Below are 20,916 nucleotides of genomic sequence, written 5' to 3'. Positions count from 1 at the left end.
CTTCGATCCGCCACGGTAGTCGCGGTCATGGCGTCCCTTTCCGCGTGCTTTTCCAGCGCCACCCCGCCGGAAAAGCCGCTGGCGCTGGTGCAGGTTCAGTCTGTTGCACTTTCCGATGTTGCCAAGTCGCTCAAGATCACCGGAGCCGTTCAATCGCGTGCCGAGACGCCGGTCGCGTTTTTGACCGCGGGGCAACTGACCGAGCTTGGCGCCAAGATCGGCGAGGCTGTGACCAAAGGCCAGGTTCTCGCGCGCCTCTCCTCGCAGGAGCAGGAAGCGGACGTCGAAGCGGCCGCTGCCGGCCTTCAGGCCGCCGAAGTGCGGCTGAAGCAGGCCAACGCGACGCTCGATCGTCAGAAATCGCTGTTCGACCAAGGGCTGACCACGAAGAGCGCCTTCGATGGTGCGCAGACCGCATTGGAAACCGCCAGCAATTCCCGTGACAGCGCCCAGGCCCAGCTTGATCTGGCGCAGGAAAGCGCCGGCTATACCGAACTCAAGGCACCGGCCGATGGCGTCATCATCCGTCGACTGTACGAGATCGACGAGGTGGTCCAGGCCGGCTCCCCGGTTTACGTCATCGCTGAAAACGGCCCGCGCAAGGCGGCGCTCAATGTGCAGGAAACTGCGATTGCGCGTTGGGACAGGTCGAGGCCGGTGCAGGTGTCGCTGGTCTCCAATCCTGCGATCTCGACGACCGGAACGGTAACAGAAGTAGCTCCCTCACTCGATGCGACCGGCACGGTTCAGGTCAAGGTGACGCTCGACGACGGCTCGAAAATGCCTTTGGGATCAGCGGTAACGGCGGTGCTGTACTGGCCTGCGGAAACCCGCATCGATCTCCCCGCGAGCGCCCTTTGGCAGACGGGCGAGGTGGCACAGGTCTGGGTGGTGGACGCGCAGAACATCGTCGCGCTCAAGCCCGTCGAAATCGAATCCTACGGCACCGACGATGTGGTGATCAGCAGCGGCCTCGAGCCCGGTGATCGCGTCGTCGTCTCCGGCACGCAATTCCTTTCACCCCAGCAAAAAGTCGATGTTCAGGACCTCGGCGCATGAACAAGTTTTATTCCATCGCCCTTACCCTGGTGCTCGCCAGCACCTTGGCTGCCTGCAGTTCCGAGGCGCCACCAGAAGCGCCGATCCGCCCGGTGCTCTCCATTGTCGCCGGGCCCAACAGCGCCGCGGTCGCTGGCTTTGTCGGGGTCATCGAGCCGCAAGTCTCGGTGGACCAATCCTTCCGTGTTGGGGGCACGCTCGTGACCCGCACAGCCGAAGTCGGCGATACCGTCAGCATCGGCGACCCCATCGCAACGCTCGACGCCACCACCTACGATCTTTCGCTCGAAACGGCGCGCGCCAATCTCCAGACCGCTCAGGCGCAATATGACAATGCCGCCGCCAGCGAAGGCCGGCTGCGCACGCTCAACCAGAGTGATGTCATTTCGACGTCCAATCTTGAAGAATCCGAGCAACAGACGGAAGCCGCCCGTGCTGGTCTCGTCCAGGCCCAATCCCGCGTCAAACAGGCCGAGGAGCAATTGGCCTATACTGGCCTCAAAGCCTCGATCGACGGCGTCGTGACCGCCATTGGTGCCGAGCCCGGCGCGGTTGTCGCTGCCGGCCAGGCCGTGGTCACCATTGCCCAGCCGCAGGATCGCGATCTCGTCATCGATGTGCCCGAAGAAGTGGTGCAGGGCCTCTCGCTGGGCGATCGGTTCACGGTCGTGCCGCAGCTTGCAGCCGATGTCGCTGCCGATGGGACACTGCGCGAAATCGGGCCGCAGGCCGATCCCGTGACCCGCACCTGGCGCCTCCGCATCGGCCTTGAAAATCCATCGCAGGATTTCTGGCTCGGCACCACCGCAAGCGCTGTTCCGCAAGGTGGCGTGAGCGGGGCGATCGAACTCCCCCAGGTGGCCATCAAGACCGTCGATGGCGCGACCAGCATTTTCGTCGTCAACGAAACCGATGCGACCGTCAGCCAACGCAACGTCACCGTTGCGCCGGCCGCCAACGGCTTCGTGACTATCCAATCCGGCTTGGAGTCAGGGGAGCGGGTCGTCATTGCCGGGGTCAATAGCCTTGCCGATGGCCAGAAGATCAAGCTCGAGCAGGAGAGCAAGTAAATGAAGGGCTTTAACCTCTCCGATTGGGCGCTCCAGCATCGCTCGCTCGTCTGGTATTTCATGGCCGTAGCTCTGGTCGCCGGCGTCTTTTCCTATCTCCATCTCGGCCGCGAGGAAGATCCGGCCTTCACAATCCGCACCATGGTCATCGTTGCCCAATGGCCGGGCGCGTCGGCCGAGGAAGTGACCGATCAGGTCACCGAACGGATCGAGCGCGAACTCCAGGATTTGCAGACGCTCGATTATAGCCGCTCGGTGACAGTTGCCGGCAAGACGACAGTCTATGTCACGCTGCGCAATGAGACGCCTGCCGCTACCGTCCGTTCGGTGTGGGAAGAAGTGCGCTCGATGATTGGCGACATCGCCTACACCTTCCCCCAAGGCGTGCAGGGCCCGTTCTTCAACGACCGGTTTGGCGACGTCTATGGCAATATCTTCGCGTTCACCGGCGATGGGCTGACCCAGCGCCAATTGCGCGATTATGTCGAAGACGCCCGCTCGAAAATTCTGACGCTCCCCGAAGCCGGCAGCGTCGAACTCGTCGGCGCGCAGGATGAAAAGGTCTTCCTCGAATTTTCGACCCGCCAGCTTGCCGCCCTCGGCATCAGCGAGGCCGAGGTTATCGCGACGCTGCAAGATCAAAACGCGATCACCTCGTCCGGCGTCGTTCAGGCCGGGTCACAGCGCGTCGTTGTTCGCGTCGGTGGGCAGTTTACCTCCGACGAGAGCCTCAAGAACATCAATCTCCGGCTCGGCGAGCGCTTCTTCCGCCTCGTTGACGTAGCCACCATCAGCCGGGGCTACACCGATCCCCCGACCGCGCTGTTCCGCTATAATGGCCAGCCGGCTATCGGCCTCGCCATCGGCATGAGGGCAGGGGGCAATTTGCTCGAATTCGGCGAAGGCCTCGAACATGAGGTTGACCGGATCGTCGCGGAACTGCCCTATGGCGTCGAAATCCATCGCGTTTCCGACCAGCCGCATGTGGTCGAAGAAGCCGTCAACGGCTTCACCAAGGCGCTCTTTGAAGCCGTCGCCATCGTCCTGATCGTCAGCTTCGTCAGCCTTGGCCTCCGCGCCGGCATGGTTGTGGCCCTATCGATCCCGCTCGTCTTGGCGATCACCTTCCTCGCCATGTCCTATCTCGGTATCTCGCTCCAGCGTGTGTCGCTTGGTGCGCTGATCATTGCGCTGGGCCTCCTCGTCGACGATGCCATGATCGCGGTCGAGATGATGGTGTCCAAGCTCGAAGCGGGGGAGAGCCTCCGCAACGCGGCGACGGCTGTCTATACCTCGACCGCCTTCCCGATGCTCACCGGGACGCTCGTGACCGTCGCGGGCTTTATCCCGATCGGCCTCAATCCGAGCCAAGCCGGTGAATTCACCTATACCCTCTTCGTGGTCCTCGCGATTTCGCTGATCGTGTCCTGGGTCGTTGCAGTGCTGTTTACGCCTCTGCTTGGTGTCACCATTCTGCCCAAGCAGATGAAGCACAAGGGGCATGGCAAGGGCCGCCTGATGACGGGCTTTTCCAATCTCATCGAAGGCGCCATGCGGCTCAAATGGCTGACTATAGCCTTCACCGTCGCGCTCTTCGGTGTCTCGGTCTATGGGCTCACCCATGTGCAGCAGCAATTCTTCCCGTCCTCGGACCGGCCCGAACTGATCGTCGATTGGCACCTGCCGCAGAATGCGTCGATCGCCGAAACCCAGGCGCAGATCGCCAAGTTCGAGAGCGAAGCGCTGATCGGCAATGCCAATATCGACCACTTCTCGAGCCATGTCGGGGAGGGCGCGCCGCGCTTCGTCCTGACGCTCGACGTTCCCGCCGGCCGGCCCTCGCTGGGCCAGACCGTGATCGTCACCAAGAGCATCGAGGTCCGCGATCAGGTGAAGGAGGAGATCGAAGCCTATCTCCGCACGACTTTCCCCGGCACCGATACCTATGTCGGCACGCTCTCGCTTGGCCCACCGGTATCCCGCCCGATCCAGTACCGCGTCAGTGGTCCCGATATCGAAACCGTCCGCACGCTTTCCCAGCAGCTCTCGGCCAAGATCAGCGAAAATCCTAATCTCGGGCTCGTTCGCTATGATTGGATGGAGACCATGCGGGTCGTCGAAGTTGATGTGCTTCAGGACAAGGCGCGGCAATTAGGCATCACCAATGCCGATATCGCCAATGGTCTCAACGGTATTTCGAGCGGCCAACCGATCACCCAGATCCGCGATAGCATTTACCTCGTCACGGTTGTAGGCCGGGCGGAAGCGGCCGAACGCGACTCGCTCGAAACGCTGCAGAACCTGCAGCTCTCGACGGGTGACGGCCGTGCCATTCCGCTCTCGTCGGTCGCAACGCTTTCCTATACTCAGGAGCATCCGATGATCGTCCGGCGCAATCGCGTCCCGACGCTCACCGTCAGTGCCGACGTGCTCGGCCATCTCCAGCCGGCAACCGTTGCTGCCGGTCTGAAGCCTGCAGTCGATGCTTTCAGCGAGACGTTGCCCGCCGGCTATTCAATTGCCGTCGGCGGCACAGTCGAGAGCAGCGCCGAATCCACGGCACCGATCATCGCCGTCGTTCCGCTCATGCTCTTCGTCATGGCGACGGTGCTAATGCTGCAATTGCAGAGCTTTTCGCGACTATTCCTCGTCGTGGCCGTGGCGCCGCTTGCTTTGATCGGTGTCGTCGCCGCGCTGCTGCCGTCGGGCAAGCCGCTTGGCTTTGTCGCCATTCTCGGCATTCTGGCGCTGATTGGCATTCTCGTGCGCAATTCGGTTATCCTGATTGTCCAGATCGAGCATTTGCGGAGCGAAGGCATGGCAGCCTGGAAAGCGGTGGTGGAAGCCACCGAGCATCGCGTCCGCCCGATCCTTCTCACCGCGTTGGCCGCAAGCCTTGGGCTGATCCCGATCGCAACCGAAGTGTTCTGGAGCCCCATGGCCTTTGCCATGATCGGCGGCATCCTCGTCGGCACTATGCTGACGCTGGTTTTCCTGCCGGCACTCTATGTCACCTGGTTCAGGATCAAGCCCGAACCAGAGCCGCCGCGCGAAGACGTCGCGCCAGTCCAGGCGTGATCTTGAGAAGGCCCGCACATGATGCGGGCCTTCGCTTTTATGCAATCTTTATACCGCCGCCATCCAATCCATATGGAAGCTTGAGGCGCCGCGGATGCAATGGAGAGGCTCCAGTCGGAGTTCTGTCCATGCTCGATATTCTCTTCATCTTTCTTGGTGCCGCCATGCTCGCCGCTCTCGCGGGCTATGCGTTGGCGCTCGATCGGCTTTAGCCCTGCCATGTTGCTTGTCTCATTCCTCGTCGCGCTGGTGCTTGCCATCTATCTTCTGGTGACGCTGCTGCGTCCCGAGCGGTTCTGACCGGATCGGAGTTTTCAAATGACCATCATCGGATGGGTGCAGATCGGCCTTGTGCTGATTGCAACGCTTTTGCTTGCCAAGCCGCTCGGGCTCTATATGGCGCGCGTTTTTTCGGGCGAGCGCACATGGCTCTCGCCGGTCCTGTCGCCGGTCGAAACCGGTTTCTACAAACTGGCCGGCGTTCGGCGCGAAGACGAACAGGGCTGTCTCAGCTACACCTTTTCGGTGCTCGCCTTCAGCCTTGCGGGTCTGCTGGCGCTCTTTGCCATCTTGCGTCTGCAGGGCGTGCTGCCTTTCAATCCGCAGGGCTTCGGGCCCGTCGCGCCAGACCTCGCCTTCAACACCGCGGTCAGTTTCGTGACCAATACCAACTGGCAGAACTATGCCGGCGAAAGCACGCTGAGCAATTTCAGTCAGATGGCTGGGCTGACGGTGCAGAATTTCCTGTCGGCTGCGACTGGTATCGCCGTTGCCATGGCTGTTACGCGGGCCTTCATCCGCTCGAAAACCTCGGCGCTGGGCAACTTTTGGGTCGATATGACCCGCGCCACGCTCTATGTGCTGCTCCCCCTCGCCATCATAGTGGCGCTGGCCTTTGTTGCCATGGGCCTACCGCAAAACCTCGATGCCAACTTCGTCGCAACGACGCTTGAAGGCGCGCAGCAGACGATTGCGACCGGACCCGTTGCAAGCCAGGAAGCCATCAAGCAACTTGGCACCAATGGCGGCGGCTTCTTCAACGTCAATGCCGCGCATCCGTTCGAAAACCCGAATGCGTTTTCGAACTATCTCAATATCATCGCCATGCTCTCGATCTCGCTGGCGCTGGTCTATTCATTCGGCCAGTTGGTCGGCAATCGCCGCCAGGGCTGGGCGCTGATTTCGGTGACAATCATCATGCTCGTCGTCGGCACGGGCGTCGTCTATTGGGCCGAAACGGCGGGCAATCCGCTGCTGCACGGCGCCGGTCTCGATGTCGCCATGGGCAATTTTGAGGGCAAGGAAGTCCGCTTCGGCCAGTCCATGAACGCGCTTTATGCCGCTGTCACCACGGGTCTTTCCGATGGCGGCGTCAATGCCATGCATTCTTCGCTCACCCCGCTCGGTGGGCTGGTGCCGATGTTCCTGATCCAGCTTGGTGAAGTTTTGCCGGGCGGTGTGGGTTCGGGGCTTTATGGCATGCTGGTCTTTGCCATCCTCGCGGTTTTCGTCGCGGGCTTGATGGTTGGCCGTACGCCGGAATTCATGGGTAAGAAGATCGAAGCGCGGGAAATGAAGCTGGCCATGCTGGCCATTCTCATCCTGCCCTTCGTGATCCTGGGGTTCACCGCCATTTCGGCCGTCGCCGAATTCGGGGTCAGCTCGATCATGACGCCGGGACCGCATGGCCTCAGCGAAATCCTTTATGCTTTCACTTCGGCTGCGGGCAATAACGGCTCGGCCTTCGGCGGTCTCACCGGCAATACGCCTTGGTACAATACGACCCTCGGCATTGCCATGATGCTTGGCCGCTTCGCCTATATCGTGCCGGTTCTGGCCATTGCCGGATCGCTCGCCGCCAAGCCACGCGTTCCGGCCTCCTCGGGCACTTTCCCGACCGACCGGCCGCTGTTTGTCGGCCTCATCATCGGCATCATCCTCATCATGGGCGGGCTGCAGTTCTTCCCCGCTCTCGCTCTTGGCCCCATCGCCGAGCACTTCGCCATGCTCGCCGGCCAAAGCTTTTAGGACCAACGCAAATGTCCACGACGACAAAATCCATATCTGTCTTCAGCCCCACCATCCTGGTGCCGGCCCTGCGCGATGCCGTGATAAAGCTCGACCCGCGCCAGCTCGTGCGCAATCCGGTGATTTTTGTCACCGAGATTGTCGCCGTGGTGGTGACGGTCATCTTCATCCAGGACCTTCTGACCAGCAGCACGACCGCTGGTTTTTCCGGCCAGATCGCGCTCTGGCTCTGGTTCACCGTACTATTCGCCACCTTTGCCGAGGCCGTCGCCGAAGGGCGCGGCAAGGCACAGGCCGAAAGTCTGCGCCGCGCGAAGACCGATCTCTTCGCCAAAAAGCTGCTTTTCCCCGACAAGCCCGGCGACCGTTCCAGCGAAGTCATTCCATCGACGGCCCTCAAGATCGGCGATGTCGTCATCGTCGAGGTCAACGACCTCATCCCAGGCGATGGCGAAGTCATTGAAGGCGTCGCCTCGGTCAATGAAAGCGCCATTACCGGTGAATCAGCACCCGTGATCCGCGAAGCCGGCGGTGACCGGTCGGCTGTGACCGGCGGCACGCAGGTGATCTCGGATTGGCTCAAAATCCGGATCACGACGCGTCCCGGCGAAAGCTTCGTCGATCGCATGATCGGCCTCATCGAAGGTGCGAAGCGGCAGAAGACGCCGAACGAGATCGCCCTCTCGATCCTGCTGTCGGGCCTGACGCTGATCTTTCTGATTGCCGTCGTCACGCTCTATGGCCTGGCCGCCTATTCCGGCACCGATCTTTCGGCGGTCGTGCTGGCGGCGCTGCTCGTGACGCTGATCCCGACCACGATCGGCGGGCTACTCTCGGCCATCGGCATTGCCGGCATGGATCGGCTGATCCGCTTCAACGTCATCGCCACTTCGGGCCGTGCCGTGGAAGCTGCAGGCGACGTTGATACGCTGCTCCTCGACAAGACCGGCACCATCACCTTCGGCAATCGCATGGCTTCGGAATTCATTCCGGTCGGTGGCGTCAGCGACAAGGCGCTGGCCGAAGCCGTTCTGCTCTCAAGCCTCGCCGACGAAACAGCCGAAGGCCGCTCCATTGTCGCTCTCGCCCGCGACGAGTATCGCGTGACCGAACCCCCACACGCCGCTATAGCAACGACGTTCATCCCCTTCTCCGCCCAGACCCGCCTCTCGGGCGTGGATGTCGAAGGCCGTCGCATCCGCAAGGGTTCAGTCGACGCCGTGCTCCGCTTCGTGGGTCTCGATCGCGATCAAGCCGGTGCCGAGTTCATCAAAGCGGTTGAATCCATCGCCCGTTCCGGCGGCACGCCGCTGGCCGTGGCCGAAGCCGATCGCCTGCTCGGCGTTGTGCATCTCAAGGACGTCGTCAAGCCCGGCATCAAGGAGCGCTTCGCCGCGCTGCGCGCCATGGGCATCCGCACGGTCATGGTCACCGGCGATAACCCCATCACCGCCGCCGCCATCGCCTCTGAGGCTGGCGTCGACGACTTCCTCGCCGAAGCGACGCCCGAGCAGAAGCTCGACTTCATCCGCAAGGAGCAGACCGGCGGCCGGTTGATCGCCATGTGCGGCGATGGCACCAATGACGCGCCCGCCCTCGCCCAAGCAGATGTCGGTGTTGCCATGCAGTCGGGCACGCAAGCCGCTCGCGAAGCCGGCAACATGGTCGATCTTGATAGCAGCCCCACAAAGCTCATCGAGATCGTCGAGATCGGCAAGCAAATCCTCATGACGCGCGGGGCGCTGACGACGTTCTCGATTGCCAACGATGTCGCGAAATATTTTGCCATCATCCCGGCGCTGTTCGTCGCGACCTATCCCGGCCTTGCTGCGCTCAACATCATGGGCCTCGCTTCGCCGCAATCGGCCATTCTCTCGGCCGTCATCTTCAATGCCTTGATCATCGTCGCCCTGATCCCGCTGGCTCTCCGCGGCGTCAAATATCGCCCGGTCGGCGCCGCCGCGCTGCTCTCGCGTAATCTGCTGATCTACGGCCTTGGCGGTCTCGTCGCGCCTTTCGTCGGCATCAAGCTCGTTGACATGATCGTCACCGGCCTTGGCATTATCTAGGAGTTTGCCATGCTCAACCAAATTCGCCCGGCCCTCGTACTGACCGTCACGCTGACCCTCCTTCTTGGCGTCGCTTATCCGCTTGCCATTACCGGGGTCAGCCAGGCCGCTTTGCCCTACCAGGCCAATGGCAGCCGCATCGAACGCGATGGCACCGTCATCGGCTCGACCCTGATCGGCCAGAATTTTACCGGCCCGACCTATTTCTGGCCGCGCCCATCGGCCACTGGTCCCGATCCCTACAATGCTGCGGCATCGAGCGGGTCCAACTATGGTCCGACCGACAAGCGGCTGGTGGACCGCGTTGCTGAGGCAAGCCAGCAACTGGGGGGCCAAAATATTCCTGCCGATGCCGTCACAACCTCGGCTTCGGGCCTTGATCCCGATATCACGCCGGCCAATGCACAGATGCAGGTGGCGCGGGTGGCGCAGGCGCGCGGGATTGAAGCGGGGCGTCTTGAAGAGCTCATTGCCAGCATGACGCAATTGCCGGTTTTGGGTATATTCGGCGAACCGCGTGTCAACGTTCTCGCCCTCAATCTGGCGCTCGACGAATTGGCGCCCGAGGCGAGGTAAAATGGGCCAAGGCAGCGAGCAGAACCGGCCCGATCCGGACGCTCTTTTGCAGCTTGCCGCGCGTGAAAAGCGCGGCAAGCTTACGATTTTTCTCGGCATGGCGCCGGGCGTCGGCAAAACCTTTGCCATGCTCGAACGCGCTCAGGCGCTGAAGGAGCGCGGCGTCGATGTGGTCGTGGGGCTGGTCGAAACACATGGCCGCTCGGAGACCAGCGCCCTCGCTGAAGGTCTCGAAACCCTGCCGCGCCGGGACGCGCAGGGTGCCTATGGTGAATTTGATATCGACGCCGCCCTCAAGCGCCATCCGCAATTGCTGATCGTCGATGAACTCGCCCACACCAATCCCGACGGCGCCCGGCATCCCAAGCGCTACCAGGATATCGCAGAATTGATCGCCGCGGGGATCGACGTCTGGACCGCGCTCAACATCCAGCACCTCGAAAGCCTCTCCGAACTCGTCGGCCGCATCGCGGGCGTTCCCGTGCGCGAGACCGTGCCCGATATCGTCCTCAAGGGGGCCGATGAGGTTATTCTCGTCGATCTGCCGCCGGCCGAGCTGATCGAGCGCCTCAAGGCGGGAAAGATCTATCTGCCCGACAATGCCGGTCGGGCGCTCGATGGGTTTTTCAAACCATCGACGCTTACGGCGCTACGCGAGCTCAGTCTCCGACGTGCCGCCGATCGGGTGGACGATCAGATGATCGATTTCCTCCGCCAGAGTGCCATCGAAGGCCCCTGGGCGACAGGTGAGCGGCTGCTTGTCTGCGTCGGGCCCGATGGCATGTCCGACACGGTGGTGCGTGAAGCCAGCCGGCTCGCCTCGGGTCTCAATGCCCGGTGGATCGTGCTATCGGTCTTCCGCCCGCATAGCCTGCCACCGAGTGGCGCCGCCAATGACACGCTTGAAGCAACGCTGCGCCTGGCGGAGCGTCTCGGCGCAGAAACCCGCCGCGAAAGTGCGCGCGATTTTGTTGACGCCATCCTCAGGATTGCCCGGCGCGAAAATATCACTCAGATCGTCATCGGCCGTAGCAGCAAGGCGCCCTTCTGGCGTCGCTCCCTTCCTGATGCGCTCCTCGCACGCGGCGGAGAAATCAGCGTTCATGTTGTGGCGACGCGAAAGGACAAAGGCCGGATCAGTCTCTCTCGGCGCAAGACGCCACCCGAATGGGCGTTGACCCTCGGCGTGCCGATCCTCGCGGTGGGTGCGACGACGCTTCTGGGGCTTGGCGTGTCCGCGCTGGTGGCCCTTCAAAACCTTTCGATGCTGTACCTTGCGGCGGTGCTGATCTCGGCGGTCGTCGCGGGTCGCCTCTCGGCGCTGATCGCGTCGCTCCTTTCGTTTTTCGCCTACAATGTTTTCTTCATCGATCCGACGGGCCGCCTCACCGTCGCGCGACCCGAAGAATTGCTCTCACTTGCCATTTTCGTCGCCGTGGCGCTGGCGGCGGGCCAACTCGCGGCGAGCCTGCGGCTCAGCGTCGACCGCACCGCCCAACAGGCCCGACAGGCGCAAGCGCTTCTCGATTTCGCGCGGAAAATGACTGGAACCTTTGGCCGTGATCAGGTGCTCGACACCATGGCGAGCCATTTCCACACGGCGCTCGGTCGTGGCGTCATCGTCCTTGCGCCAGATGAAACTGGCGAACTCGATGTCATTTCCGCTTGGCCACCCGACCAAACGTTTGATGCCACCGCGATGATCGCGGCGCGCTGGGCGCTCGACAAGCGCGAGCCTGCCGGCTTTCTCACGGGCACCCTGCCGCAAGTGCCCTATCTCCTGCGGCCCGTCATGGCCGGGCAACGGGTGCTCGCCGTCGCCGGCTTTGCCATGCGGCACGAGGATGGCGCTCCACGCGAGAGCGAACAACGCACGCTCGATGCGCTCCTTGAACAATCCGCGATCGCGCTCGATCGTGCCCGGCTTTCCCGCGAGAGTGCCCGCGCGACCGTCGCCCGCGAAAGCGAAAAGGTGCAAGCGGCGCTCCTCTCTTCGCTCTCGCATGATCTCAAGACCCCGCTCGCCAGCATCACCGGAGCCGTTACAAGCCTTCGCGAACTCGGCGATAGAATGCCTGTCGAAACACGTTCCGATCTGTTGCTCTCAATTGAAGAGGAAGCCGGGCGCTTGACGCGCTTTGTCGCCAATCTCTTCGAGATGACCCGCATCGAAGCGGGAATGATCAAGGCGCGTCGCGATCCCATCGACCTTCGCGATGTCATCGCCTCCGCAGTGTCCCGCGCCCGGCGCATTCATCCCGGCGTCGATTTCGACGTCAGTCTCGCCGATGATCTGCCCGCCGCCGCCGCCGATGCTCCGCTTTTGGAACAGGTTCTCTTCAATCTTCTCGATAATGCGCGCAAATATGGTGGCGATGGGACGATTTCGGTCTATGCCCGTGGCGAGGGCCGCGAAGTTGTGCTCGCCGTGACCGACGAAGGCAAAGGCATCCCGGAGGCGGATCTGGAACGCATCTTTGAAAAATTTTATCGCCGCACCAAGGGCGATGGGCGCGCCGCGGGCACGGGCCTTGGCCTTGCCATTGCGCGCGGGCTCATCATGGCCATGGGCGGAACGATCAAGGCTGAAAGCCCTGCCATACGTCGCCGCGGCACGCGTTTTGTCATCCGCCTGCCGCGCAGCGAGCGAGCAGCCTCGTGAAGCCGCGTATCCTCGTTGTCGATGATGAACCCCAGATCCAGCGCTTCTTGCGCGCAGCACTCGAAGCGACCGATTTCGAAGTCGAAAGCGCAGAAACCGTCGCCGCTGCAAAGCGCCTAGCCGCAACACGCTCGCCTGCCTTGATCGTCCTCGACCTAGGCCTTCCCGATGGGGATGGCAAGGAAGTCATTCAGACGGTGCGCGCCTTTTCGACCGTGCCGATCATCGTGTTGTCGGCCCGCGATCAGGAGGCCGAGAAGATCGCTGCGCTCGACGCGGGAGCGGACGACTATATCGAAAAGCCGTTCGGCATCGGCGAATTTCTCGCACGCCTCCGGGTCGCTCTCCGGCATCGCGAACCCGCAACGATACCGCATAAGCCGCAAGCCTTCGGCGATATCGTCCTCGATCGCGACAAGCGGCTCGTGCACCGGGCAGGGGACACCATCCACCTGACGCCCAAGGAATACGATCTCTTCGTGCTGTTGGCCGATAACGCCGGGCGCGTCGTGACCCATGCCATGGCGTTGCAACGGCTCTGGGGACCCGCTCACAAGGACGATGCGCAATATCTGCGGGTGCTCGTCGGCCAGTTGCGGGCAAAACTTGGCGCCGGAACGGGCCTCATCGAAAACGAAACCGGCGTCGGTTATCGTCTGCGCGAGGCCTCGGAGGCCTAGGCGAAGACGTGACCTTTTCCTGCGACCTGCAGGAAAACCACGTCACCCGGCTGGTGCTCCACCGTCGCGGGCACATCGACGATTATCGAAGGGACATCCGCATCCGGCTTGATCTCAAGCCGCCACTGCGCGCCACGATAGGCGCGGTGCGTAATGACACCCTTCGCGCCGTCGGGACCCAAAACTATATGTTCTGGCCGCACGAGAATCTCCGCACGCCCCTGATCCGGATGGTTGACCGCGATCATGCCCAGAGGCGTGTGGGCGACACCGTTCTCAAGCGCCCCTGTGACCACGATGGCCTCGCCTAAGAACCGCGCAGTCTCGACATCGGCCGGCTGCGCGTAAAGCCGCTGCGGCGGGCCCGCATCGGCCACCGATCCGGCGCGCATGACGACGAGATGGTCGGCAAAAGCCAGTGCCTCGGCCTGATCATGGGTCACAAGTATAGTGGTGATCCCTGCCTCAGCGAGCAAATCGCCCACCATGTCGCGCATGGCCTCGCGGAGACCGGTGTCGAGCGCCGAGAATGGCTCATCGAGCAGCATCAAGTCCGGTTTCTGGGCGAGCGCGCGCGCAAGCGCCACGCGCTGCTGCTGGCCACCCGAAAGTTCGTGGGGGCGGCGCGCTATCATTTCCGGTGGCAGGCCGACGCGTTCAAGCAGTTCCCCGATCCGCGCGCTCCGGCCAGCATCGCTCTTGGGCACGGCAAAGCCGATATTTTCCCCAATGCTCATATGGGGAAACAGCGCACCTTCCTGCGCCACATAAGCAATGTTGCGCCGATGGGGCGGCACGCTTTGCCCCGCCTTGCAGAGTGACCGGTGCGAGAGTGTGAGGCTGCCGGCGTCGAGGTTCTCGAAGCCGGCGATCAGCCGCAATAGCGTTGTTTTGCCAGAGCCCGATGGGCCGACCACCACCGTCCGGCCGCCTCGCGGCGCCGTTAGGCTGACATCGCGCACGCCCGGCTGGCCGCCGTAAAGCTTCGTCACGCCGTCAAGCACGAGCATCAGCCGCGCTCCGGGCGATCGGCTTGCAGTTGCAACAGGATGACGAGGGGACAGGAGAAGAGGATCATCAGCACCGCATAGGGTGCGGCGGAAGCAAAGTCGAGTTCGCTTGTATAAGACCAGAAGCGCATGGCCAGCGTCCGCGTGCCATTGGGCGCCAGCATCAGCGTCGCTGTCAGTTCCGTCGTGATCCCCAGCGCTACCAACGCCGCACTCGCCGCCGCGCCGGGTGCTGCAAGCCGGATCGTCGTATGCCAGACCGCAGCCAGCGGTTTGCGCCCAAGGCTTGCTGCTGCCCGTTCAAGCTCGACCGGCGCCTGCGCAATGCTGGTCCGTAGGCCAACAAGCGCGCGAGGCATGAACATCAGCACATAGGCAAAAAGCAGTGTCGCGACGGTCTGATAGAGGGGCAGTGCGACCTGAACGGTGATCGTCACCAGCGCCAGCGCGATGATCACGCCTGGCAGAGCGCCGACATAGGTGTGGCTCCCCTCGAGCCAGCGCTGCACTTTGCTTGGGGCCCGAACGGCAAGCCAGGCCATTGGAATCGCGGCCAGCGTCGTGAGCAACGCCCCGCTGAGCGCCAAAACCGCCGTCTGGCTCAATGCCGGCAGAATGAACTCAAATTGCCAGATTTCCGCGCCGCCCGCCCAGAGCCAACGCCCGAGCGTCAGGATCGGCACGCCCAGCGATAAAGCCGCAAGACCGGCTGGCACAATAAGGACTATCCAGCGCCACTTGCCCAATGCCTGGACCATGCGCCCGCGTGCGGCGCCGCCGCCAACCCGCGCGTATCGCTCCTCCCCACGCAAGCCAGTCTCGAGCCCAAGCAGCATCAGACACAGCAAGACCAAGACGCCGCCCAGCAAATTCGCCGATGGCCCGCTATAGGCAGACTGGAACTGATCGACGATCACGGTGGCGAAAGTGTCGAAGCGCGTCAGGACGAAGAGCCCATATTCGGCCATCAGATGCAGCCCGATCAGCAGCGCCCCGCCCATGATCGCCAGCCGCAATTGCGGCAGCACCACCTGCAGAAAAACCAGATGCGGCGGCTTTCCCATGGACTGCGCCATTTCTTCGAGCGCCGGATCGAGCCGCCGCAATTGCGCAGCGATAGGCAGGTAAACGAAGGGGAGATAGGCAAGGATCGAAACCAATACCGCCGCGCCAAGCCCATGAAAGCGCGGCATAAAGGCGCTCCAGGCGTAGGAATGGACGAAAGCCGGCAACGCCAGCGGCGCGACGACCAGCCAGGACCAGAAGCGGGCAAAGGGCAGGTCCGTCCGCTCGATCAACCACGCCAGCCCCAGCCCCAGCGCTACCGATAGCGGCAAGACCAGCCCAAGCAGCGCAAAAGTGTTGAGCAGCAGCGCGCCAACCTTGGGGCGGAGCACAAGGTCGGCGATCACCTGCCAGCCGCTGGTTGCCGCGATATAGACGACGAACATAAGCGGCAGCAGGCAGAGTGCGCCGGTTAGCACAGCAAAAGCGGTGACGACGGGATGCGCCGGGCGCCACCGCAAGCGGCGCCGCGGGCCATCCGCCATAGCGATTTCCGTCACCGCGCTCATGAGCTGACTAGAGAAGCCCGGCTTCCGTCATCAAACGCGCCGCGCCGACGGTGTCGAGCTGGCTCGGATCGATCTTTGGCGCATCAAGGCTATCGAGGGCCGGGAGCGCCGGATTGGACGCGTGATCGACACCGACGGCATATTCGAACGAAGTGCCATCGCGCAGCACATCCTGGCCCTTGGCGCTGGTGATGAAGCGGAGAAAGGCTTCGGCCTCGTCCTTGTGCTTGCTGGTCTTGAGAATGCCGCCGCCCGAGATCGAGACGAACGCGCCCGGGTCCTCATTGCCGAAATAGTGGAGGGCGGTGCTGTTGCTGTTCTCGCCCGTGCCGGCCTGATCGCCATACCAATAATAGTGGTAGATCAGTGCGCCATCGACTTCGCCATTGTTGGCTGCCGCCAGAGCAGCGCGATTGCCACGGACGATCACCGCGTTTTCTTGCATGCCCTTGAGCCAGGCCAGCGTGGCGTCCTCGCCTTCGAGCGCGAGATAGGCCGCGACGATCGCCTGGAAATCGGCGCCACTGGGCGAAGCGGCCCAGCGGCCCTGCCATTTGGCATCAGCCAGTTCCGCCATGGTCTTGGGCAGATCGGCTTCGGTCAGCTTGTCCTTGTTATAAGCAAAGACGGTCGAGCGGGCGGCGATGCCCATCCAATTACCATTGGTGGGGCGGAACTGCTCCGGCACCTGCGCCAGCAGATCCTCCGGCAGCGTTTCGAAGAGACCAGCTTTATCAACCAGCACCATGGCTGGCGAATTCTCCGTCAAAAACACGTCAGCCGGCGAATTTTCGCCTTCTTGCACGATCTGGTTGCCAACTTCGAGGTCCGACCCCTGGCGCAGCACCACGGGAATGCCGGTCTCGTCGGTAAAAGCCGAGGCCCATTCCTGCGCCAGCGTTTCGTGCTGGGCATTGTAGACGATGAGCGGGTCCTGCTGGGCAAAAGCGGCGGTAGAGAGCGCGAGGGAGATGAACGTCCCGACGAAAAGCGGCAGTTTGCGGATCATTCCGACTGTTCCATCGAAAAATGCCGCCCGCGGCGGCTAAAGATGATGCCCAGTGTCTAATTTGTAGCGCGGCGCTTGTCCATGCCAGTTGATTTCAAAAGGTGATGAGCCTAATCACCTTTGCAGCTTTCATTGGAGAATGGCGCGATGTTTTCGATTGGCAGGCGCTCGCTGCGCGGTTTGGCCTTGGTTCTGGCTCTGTCGGTTTCCCCGGTTGCGGTCATGGCCGAAGCGCCGAGCGAGGAAGCGGTTCTGCAAAACTATGCCGATCTCGCGCTTGCCGGCTATGAGGATGCGCTAAGCACCGCCAAGGCGCTCGAGGCTGCCGTCGATGCCCTGATCGCCAAGCCCAGCGAAGAGACCCTGGCCGCTGCCCGCTCCGCCTGGAAAGCCGCCCGCATTCCCTATCAGCAGACCGAAGCCTTCCGTTTCGGCAATCCGATCGTCGATGAATGGGAAGGCAAGGTGAACGCCTGGCCGCTCGACGAAGGCCTGATCGACTATGTCGATGCCAGCTACGGCACCGAAAGCGACAGCAACGCGCTCTATGTCGCCAATGTCATCGCCAACCCAAAGATCACGATCGACGGCACCGAGGTCGACGCCACCAATATCACGCCCGAACTCCTGCAGAACGAATTGCAGGAAGCCGCTGGCGTCGAGTCCAATGTCGCGACCGGCTATCACGCCATCGAGTTTCTCCTTTGGGGGCAGGATCTCAACGGCACTGGCCCTGGCGCCGGCAATCGCCCCTATACCGATTATTCGACCGCCGAACATGCCGATCGCCGCGGAGCCTATCTCAAGGCCGCAACGACCCTCCTCGTCAGCGATCTCGAAGAAATGGTCGGCAACTGGACGGCCGATGGCGCAGCCCGCAAGGCCCTGCCGGAGCGTGGTCTTTCCGCCATTCTCACCGGCATGGGCTCGCTCAGCTTCGGCGAATTGGCCGGCGAACGTATGAAGCTCGGCCTCTTGCTGCACGATCCGGAAGAAGAGCACGATTGCTTCTCGGACAATACCCACGTGTCCCATCTTGAAGACGCCGTCGGCATCCAGAACGTCTATCTCGGCCGCTATGTGCGCGTTGATGGCTCCGTCGTCGAAGGCCCCTCCATTTCGGCCGTCATCGCCGACAAGGACGCCGCTCTCGACACTGAGATCAAGGATCTGCTGGCCGATACCGTCGCCAAGATGAACGTCATGGCCAAGCGTGCCGAGACCGTCGAAGCCTATGACCAGCAGATCGCCGAGGGGAATACCGAAGGCAATGCCGTCGTTCAGGCCGCCATCGATGGGCTCATCGCCCAGACCCGCGGCATCGAACGCGCCGTGGCGCTTCTCGATCTTGCGGATGTGACCATCGAAGACAGCGACTCGCTCTCACATCCAGATGCCGTGTTCGAGTAAATCTCGCATAAGTCTTCAACCACCGGCTGTCATCCCGGCGAAGGCCGGGATCCATCCTGAGATCTCAAGATAGGCCCCGGCTTGAAGCCGGGGTGGCAACCGGTGTGAAGGTTTCAGTTCGGTCTTTTCCATGCACATCCGCCTGACATTCGCGCTCGTTGCCCTCCTTGGCACTGGTCTCGTCTTTGCCAATGACCTGACGCAGCGCACGGATATTTCCGGCGACGACCTCGCCCGTGTGGCGGCCGTTACGGCACCTGCGACCGATTTCTCCAAGCCCGAAAAGTTCGAAACCAATCCTGCCGGCAAGGCAACGACCCGCTTTTCCGTCAACGCAGACTCGTTCAGCCATTTTCAGGCCAATCTCACGTTCGAGCAGGAAGAACAGTTCAAGCTCGGCAATGCGCTCTTTCGCAAGATCTGGGTGAGTTCGCCGAGCTCCACGCAGGCCTCGGATGGCCTTGGCCCTCTCTTCAACGCTCGCGGCTGCCAGAGCTGCCACATCAAGGATGGTCGCGGCCATCCGCCATTCCCCGGCCAGGCCGAAAACGTCTCAATGTTTCTGCGCCTTTCGGTGCCGCCGAAAGAGCCAGATACGCGCCTTGCCATGGATGGTGTCATCGCCGGTGAAGTCGGCGACCCTGTCTACGGAACTCAGCTTCAGGACTTTGCCGTTCCGGGCCTCAAGGCCGAAGGCCGCATGGTCATCGACTACAAGGACCTGCCGGTTACCCTTGGCGATGGCACCGTCGTCACGCTTCGCCAGCCAACCTATTCCGCTGCCGATCTTGCCTATGGGCCGCTCGCCGCTGACGTCCGCCTCTCGCCGCGCATCGCCAATCCCATGATCGGCCTTGGCCTCGTCGAGCAGATTCCGGCCGAAGACATCCTCGCCCATGCCGATCCCGAAGATCGCGACGGCGATGGCATTTCCGGCCGACCGAACTGGACCATTGCGCCCGAAACCAAGACCGTTGCCCTAGGCCGTTTCGGCTGGAAAGCGGGGATGGCGACCATCCGCAGTCAATCCGCGGCCGCCTTTGCCGGCGACGTCGGGATTTCGACCCCGCTCGTCAATCTGCCCCATGGCGATTGCACCGAATTCCAGACCGCCTGCCTTGCCATGCTGACCGGCGAACAGCCACGTCTCGGCGTCAGCGAGGCGCCCGATCCGGTCCTCGATCTCGTTACCTTTTATGCCCAGACCCTCGGTGTCCCCGAGCGGCGCGACGTCGACGATCCCAAGGTGCTGGCCGGCAAGAAAGCCTTTTATAGCGCCGAGTGCGCGAGTTGCCACGTGCCCAAATTCGTCACCAGCAAGGCCGCCGAGAATCCAGCGCATCGCTTCCAGCTGATCTGGCCCTATTCCGATTTTCTCCTCCACGACATGGGCGAAGGCCTTGCCGATCATCGACCGGAAGGCCAAGCCGATGGCTATGAATGGCGCACGCCGCCGCTCTGGGGCATCGGCTTGACGCAGACGGTTTCGGGGCACACCTTCTTCCTCCACGATGGCCGCGCGCGTGACCTCACCGAAGCCATTCTCTGGCACGGCGGCGAAGCCCAAGCCTCGCGCGATGCCTTCGCGGCAATGAGTGCGGACGAGCGCGCCGATCTCGTGACCTTCCTGGAGTCGATGTGATGCGGATTCTTTTTGGTGCGGTTCTTGCCCTTGCGCTTTCGGCTCCGGTTGCCGCTCAAACGACGACGCCTTCCGAGGTGCTGCGCTCGAGCGTCAGCAATTTCGTCCGCCCGCAGATGAATTCTTTTGCCCGCGAGGCCGAGACGCTCTCGTCGGCAGTGATGACGCTCTGCACCACTCCGTCTGCCGAAACGCTTGCCGAGGCAAAGACCGCCTTTAGCGGCGCTGCCACGGCCTATGGTCGCGTCGAGTTTTTGCGCCTTGGCCCGCTGATGGAGGACAATCGCGCCGATCGGCTGCTATTCTGGCCCGATCGGCGCAGTATCGGTCTAAAGCAGGTGCAGGCCGTGCTCGCCGCATCCGAAACGCCGTCGCTCGAAGAGCTGACAGGCAAAAGTGTTGCCGTTCAGGGTTTCGGCGCTCTCGAATTCGTCCTTTTCGGCACCGGACAGGAAGCCCTGGCCTCAGCCGCCGGCCAAGCGCGTTGTGGTTATGGCAAGGCTATCGCGCAAAACATTGCCCAGATTGCCGCTGCCCTTGCCGACGGCTGGAGTGACCCGAACGGCATCGCCAAGCGCCTTACCCAGCCAGATCCGGCAAATACCGACTATCGCGATACGACGGAGGCGCTTGAGGCGCTGATCGGCGTCGTCGCGCACGGGATCGAAAATGTCCGCGATACCCGTATCAATCCCTTCTTGCCCAAGGACGATGCCAAGCCCAATCCGCGTCTCGCCCTGTTCTGGCGTTCAGAGCAGACGATCCCCATGCTCCGCGCCAATGTCAGCGGCTTGCGCCAACTCGTCGAACTTTCGGGCATGGTTTCGGATGGTGCGCTCGCTGCCAAAGTCACCGACGCCTTTGATCGTGCCGAGGCCGCCCTTGATCGGGTCACCGATCCGATCGACACAGCGCTCGCCGACCCCGCACAAACCGCGGCGCTTGGCGATCTCGTCGTTGCAACGCAGGACCTGCAGCAACTGATCGGCGAGGAACTCTCGTCCACGCTCGGCCTCAGCGTCGGCTTTTCCTCGCTCGACGGAGACTGA

At 62.4% G+C, this 20,916-nt stretch carries 15 protein-coding genes; 12 read left to right on the top strand and 3 right to left on the bottom strand.

Translation table 11 applies throughout. The features are described 5' to 3' along the window. Positions 1-27 precede the first annotated feature (27 nt). The 9 genes from ASE94_RS06325 (at position 28) to ASE94_RS06290 (ending at position 13,222) form a co-directional block, all read left to right on the top strand. Entirely contained in the window at positions 28-1,059 is a 1,032-nt protein-coding gene (locus tag ASE94_RS06325) for an efflux RND transporter periplasmic adaptor subunit (protein ID WP_062629673.1), read from the top strand. Beyond that, complete coding sequence (locus ASE94_RS06320; RefSeq protein WP_062629672.1) at positions 1,056-2,129, top strand: efflux RND transporter periplasmic adaptor subunit; 1,074 nt, start codon at positions 1,056-1,058, stop codon at positions 2,127-2,129. Before ASE94_RS06325 ends, ASE94_RS06320 begins: the two co-directional genes overlap by 4 nt. Further along, complete coding sequence (locus ASE94_RS06315) at positions 2,130-5,207, top strand: efflux RND transporter permease subunit (protein WP_061911880.1); 3,078 nt, start codon at positions 2,130-2,132, stop codon at positions 5,205-5,207. A gap of 186 nt (positions 5,208-5,393) precedes the next feature. Continuing rightward, positions 5,394-5,507 (top strand): K(+)-transporting ATPase subunit F, encoded by a 114-nt coding sequence (gene kdpF / locus ASE94_RS21120; protein WP_162236055.1) that lies wholly within the window; start codon positions 5,394-5,396, stop codon positions 5,505-5,507. An 18-nt stretch (positions 5,508-5,525) separates the two neighbouring features. Then, a complete protein-coding gene (gene kdpA, locus ASE94_RS06310; protein WP_062629671.1) occupies positions 5,526-7,235 on the top strand; it encodes a potassium-transporting ATPase subunit KdpA in 1,710 nt (569 codons plus the stop codon). Between the two features lie 11 nt (positions 7,236-7,246). Then, a complete protein-coding gene (gene kdpB / locus ASE94_RS06305; protein WP_062629670.1) occupies positions 7,247-9,304 on the top strand; it encodes a potassium-transporting ATPase subunit KdpB in 2,058 nt (685 codons plus the stop codon). Positions 9,305-9,313: 9 nt separating this feature from the next. Next, positions 9,314-9,880: a potassium-transporting ATPase subunit KdpC gene (gene kdpC, locus ASE94_RS06300; protein WP_062629669.1), complete on the top strand. Its 567-nt coding sequence runs from the start codon at positions 9,314-9,316 to the stop codon at positions 9,878-9,880. A 1-nt stretch (position 9,881) separates the two neighbouring features. Further along, positions 9,882-12,542 carry a sensor histidine kinase KdpD gene (locus tag ASE94_RS06295; RefSeq protein WP_061911884.1) on the top strand — a complete coding sequence of 887 codons (2,661 nt, stop codon included), beginning with the start codon at positions 9,882-9,884 and terminating at the stop codon, positions 12,540-12,542. Further along, positions 12,539-13,222, top strand: a complete 684-nt coding sequence (locus ASE94_RS06290; protein WP_061911885.1) for a response regulator — start codon at positions 12,539-12,541, stop codon at positions 13,220-13,222. Before ASE94_RS06295 ends, ASE94_RS06290 begins: the two co-directional genes overlap by 4 nt. Here the strand turns inward: ASE94_RS06290 and ASE94_RS06285 are convergent. The 3 genes from ASE94_RS06285 to ASE94_RS06275 form a co-directional block, all read right to left on the bottom strand. Beyond that, positions 13,219-14,232 carry an ABC transporter ATP-binding protein gene (locus tag ASE94_RS06285; RefSeq protein WP_061911886.1) on the bottom strand — a complete coding sequence of 338 codons (1,014 nt, stop codon included), beginning with the start codon at positions 14,230-14,232 and terminating at the stop codon, positions 13,219-13,221. The genes ASE94_RS06290 and ASE94_RS06285 overlap by 4 nt on opposite strands. Then, complete coding sequence (locus ASE94_RS06280) at positions 14,232-15,683, bottom strand: iron ABC transporter permease (protein ID WP_244484000.1); 1,452 nt, start codon at positions 15,681-15,683, stop codon at positions 14,232-14,234. Before ASE94_RS06280 ends, ASE94_RS06285 begins: the two co-directional genes overlap by 1 nt. A gap of 130 nt (positions 15,684-15,813) precedes the next feature. Further along, the gene (locus ASE94_RS06275) at positions 15,814-16,815 is read right to left on the bottom strand and encodes an iron ABC transporter substrate-binding protein (RefSeq protein WP_061911888.1); all 1,002 of its coding nucleotides are present in this window, start codon (positions 16,813-16,815) and stop codon (positions 15,814-15,816) included. 156 nt (positions 16,816-16,971) lie between these two features. Here ASE94_RS06275 and ASE94_RS06270 point away from each other — a divergent pair, with 156 nt between their 5' ends. The 3 genes from ASE94_RS06270 (at position 16,972) to ASE94_RS06260 (ending at position 20,916) form a co-directional block, all read left to right on the top strand. After that, entirely contained in the window at positions 16,972-18,225 is a 1,254-nt protein-coding gene (locus ASE94_RS06270) for an imelysin family protein (RefSeq protein WP_062629991.1), read from the top strand. 130 nt (positions 18,226-18,355) lie between these two features. Beyond that, a complete protein-coding gene (locus tag ASE94_RS06265) occupies positions 18,356-19,867 on the top strand; it encodes a di-heme oxidoredictase family protein (protein WP_062629668.1) in 1,512 nt (503 codons plus the stop codon). After that, positions 19,867-20,916: an imelysin family protein gene (locus ASE94_RS06260; RefSeq protein WP_061911890.1), complete on the top strand. Its 1,050-nt coding sequence runs from the start codon at positions 19,867-19,869 to the stop codon at positions 20,914-20,916. Before ASE94_RS06265 ends, ASE94_RS06260 begins: the two co-directional genes overlap by 1 nt.

Origin of the sequence: Devosia sp. Leaf64, assembly GCF_001421945.1 — a bacterium.
GTDB lineage: Bacteria > Pseudomonadota > Alphaproteobacteria > Rhizobiales > Devosiaceae > Devosia.
The sequence above is the reverse complement of the archived record's forward strand: the minus strand, read 5'-3'. Positions and strand labels throughout refer to the sequence as shown.

What these genes read in the sequence shown, in the direction of transcription:
- ASE94_RS06325 (WP_062629673.1), top strand. Translation starts at nt 28, where the DNA reads ATGGCGTCCCTTTCCGCGTGCTTTTCCAGCGCCACCCCGCCGGAAAAG.
- ASE94_RS06320 (WP_062629672.1), top strand. Translation starts at nt 1,056, where the DNA reads ATGAACAAGTTTTATTCCATCGCCCTTACCCTGGTGCTCGCCAGCACC.
- ASE94_RS06315 (WP_061911880.1), top strand. Translation starts at nt 2,130, where the DNA reads ATGAAGGGCTTTAACCTCTCCGATTGGGCGCTCCAGCATCGCTCGCTC.
- kdpF (WP_162236055.1), top strand. Translation starts at nt 5,394, where the DNA reads ATGCGTTGGCGCTCGATCGGCTTTAGCCCTGCCATGTTGCTTGTCTCA.
- kdpA (WP_062629671.1), top strand. Translation starts at nt 5,526, where the DNA reads ATGACCATCATCGGATGGGTGCAGATCGGCCTTGTGCTGATTGCAACG.
- kdpB (WP_062629670.1), top strand. Translation starts at nt 7,247, where the DNA reads ATGTCCACGACGACAAAATCCATATCTGTCTTCAGCCCCACCATCCTG.
- kdpC (WP_062629669.1), top strand. Translation starts at nt 9,314, where the DNA reads ATGCTCAACCAAATTCGCCCGGCCCTCGTACTGACCGTCACGCTGACC.
- ASE94_RS06295 (WP_061911884.1), top strand. Translation starts at nt 9,882, where the DNA reads ATGGGCCAAGGCAGCGAGCAGAACCGGCCCGATCCGGACGCTCTTTTG.
- ASE94_RS06285 (WP_061911886.1), bottom strand. Translation starts at nt 14,232, where the DNA reads ATGCTCGTGCTTGACGGCGTGACGAAGCTTTACGGCGGCCAGCCGGGC.
- ASE94_RS06280 (WP_244484000.1), bottom strand. Translation starts at nt 15,683, where the DNA reads ATGTTCGTCGTCTATATCGCGGCAACCAGCGGCTGGCAGGTGATCGCC.
- ASE94_RS06275 (WP_061911888.1), bottom strand. Translation starts at nt 16,815, where the DNA reads ATGATCCGCAAACTGCCGCTTTTCGTCGGGACGTTCATCTCCCTCGCG.
- ASE94_RS06265 (WP_062629668.1), top strand. Translation starts at nt 18,356, where the DNA reads ATGCACATCCGCCTGACATTCGCGCTCGTTGCCCTCCTTGGCACTGGT.
- ASE94_RS06260 (WP_061911890.1), top strand. Translation starts at nt 19,867, where the DNA reads ATGCGGATTCTTTTTGGTGCGGTTCTTGCCCTTGCGCTTTCGGCTCCG.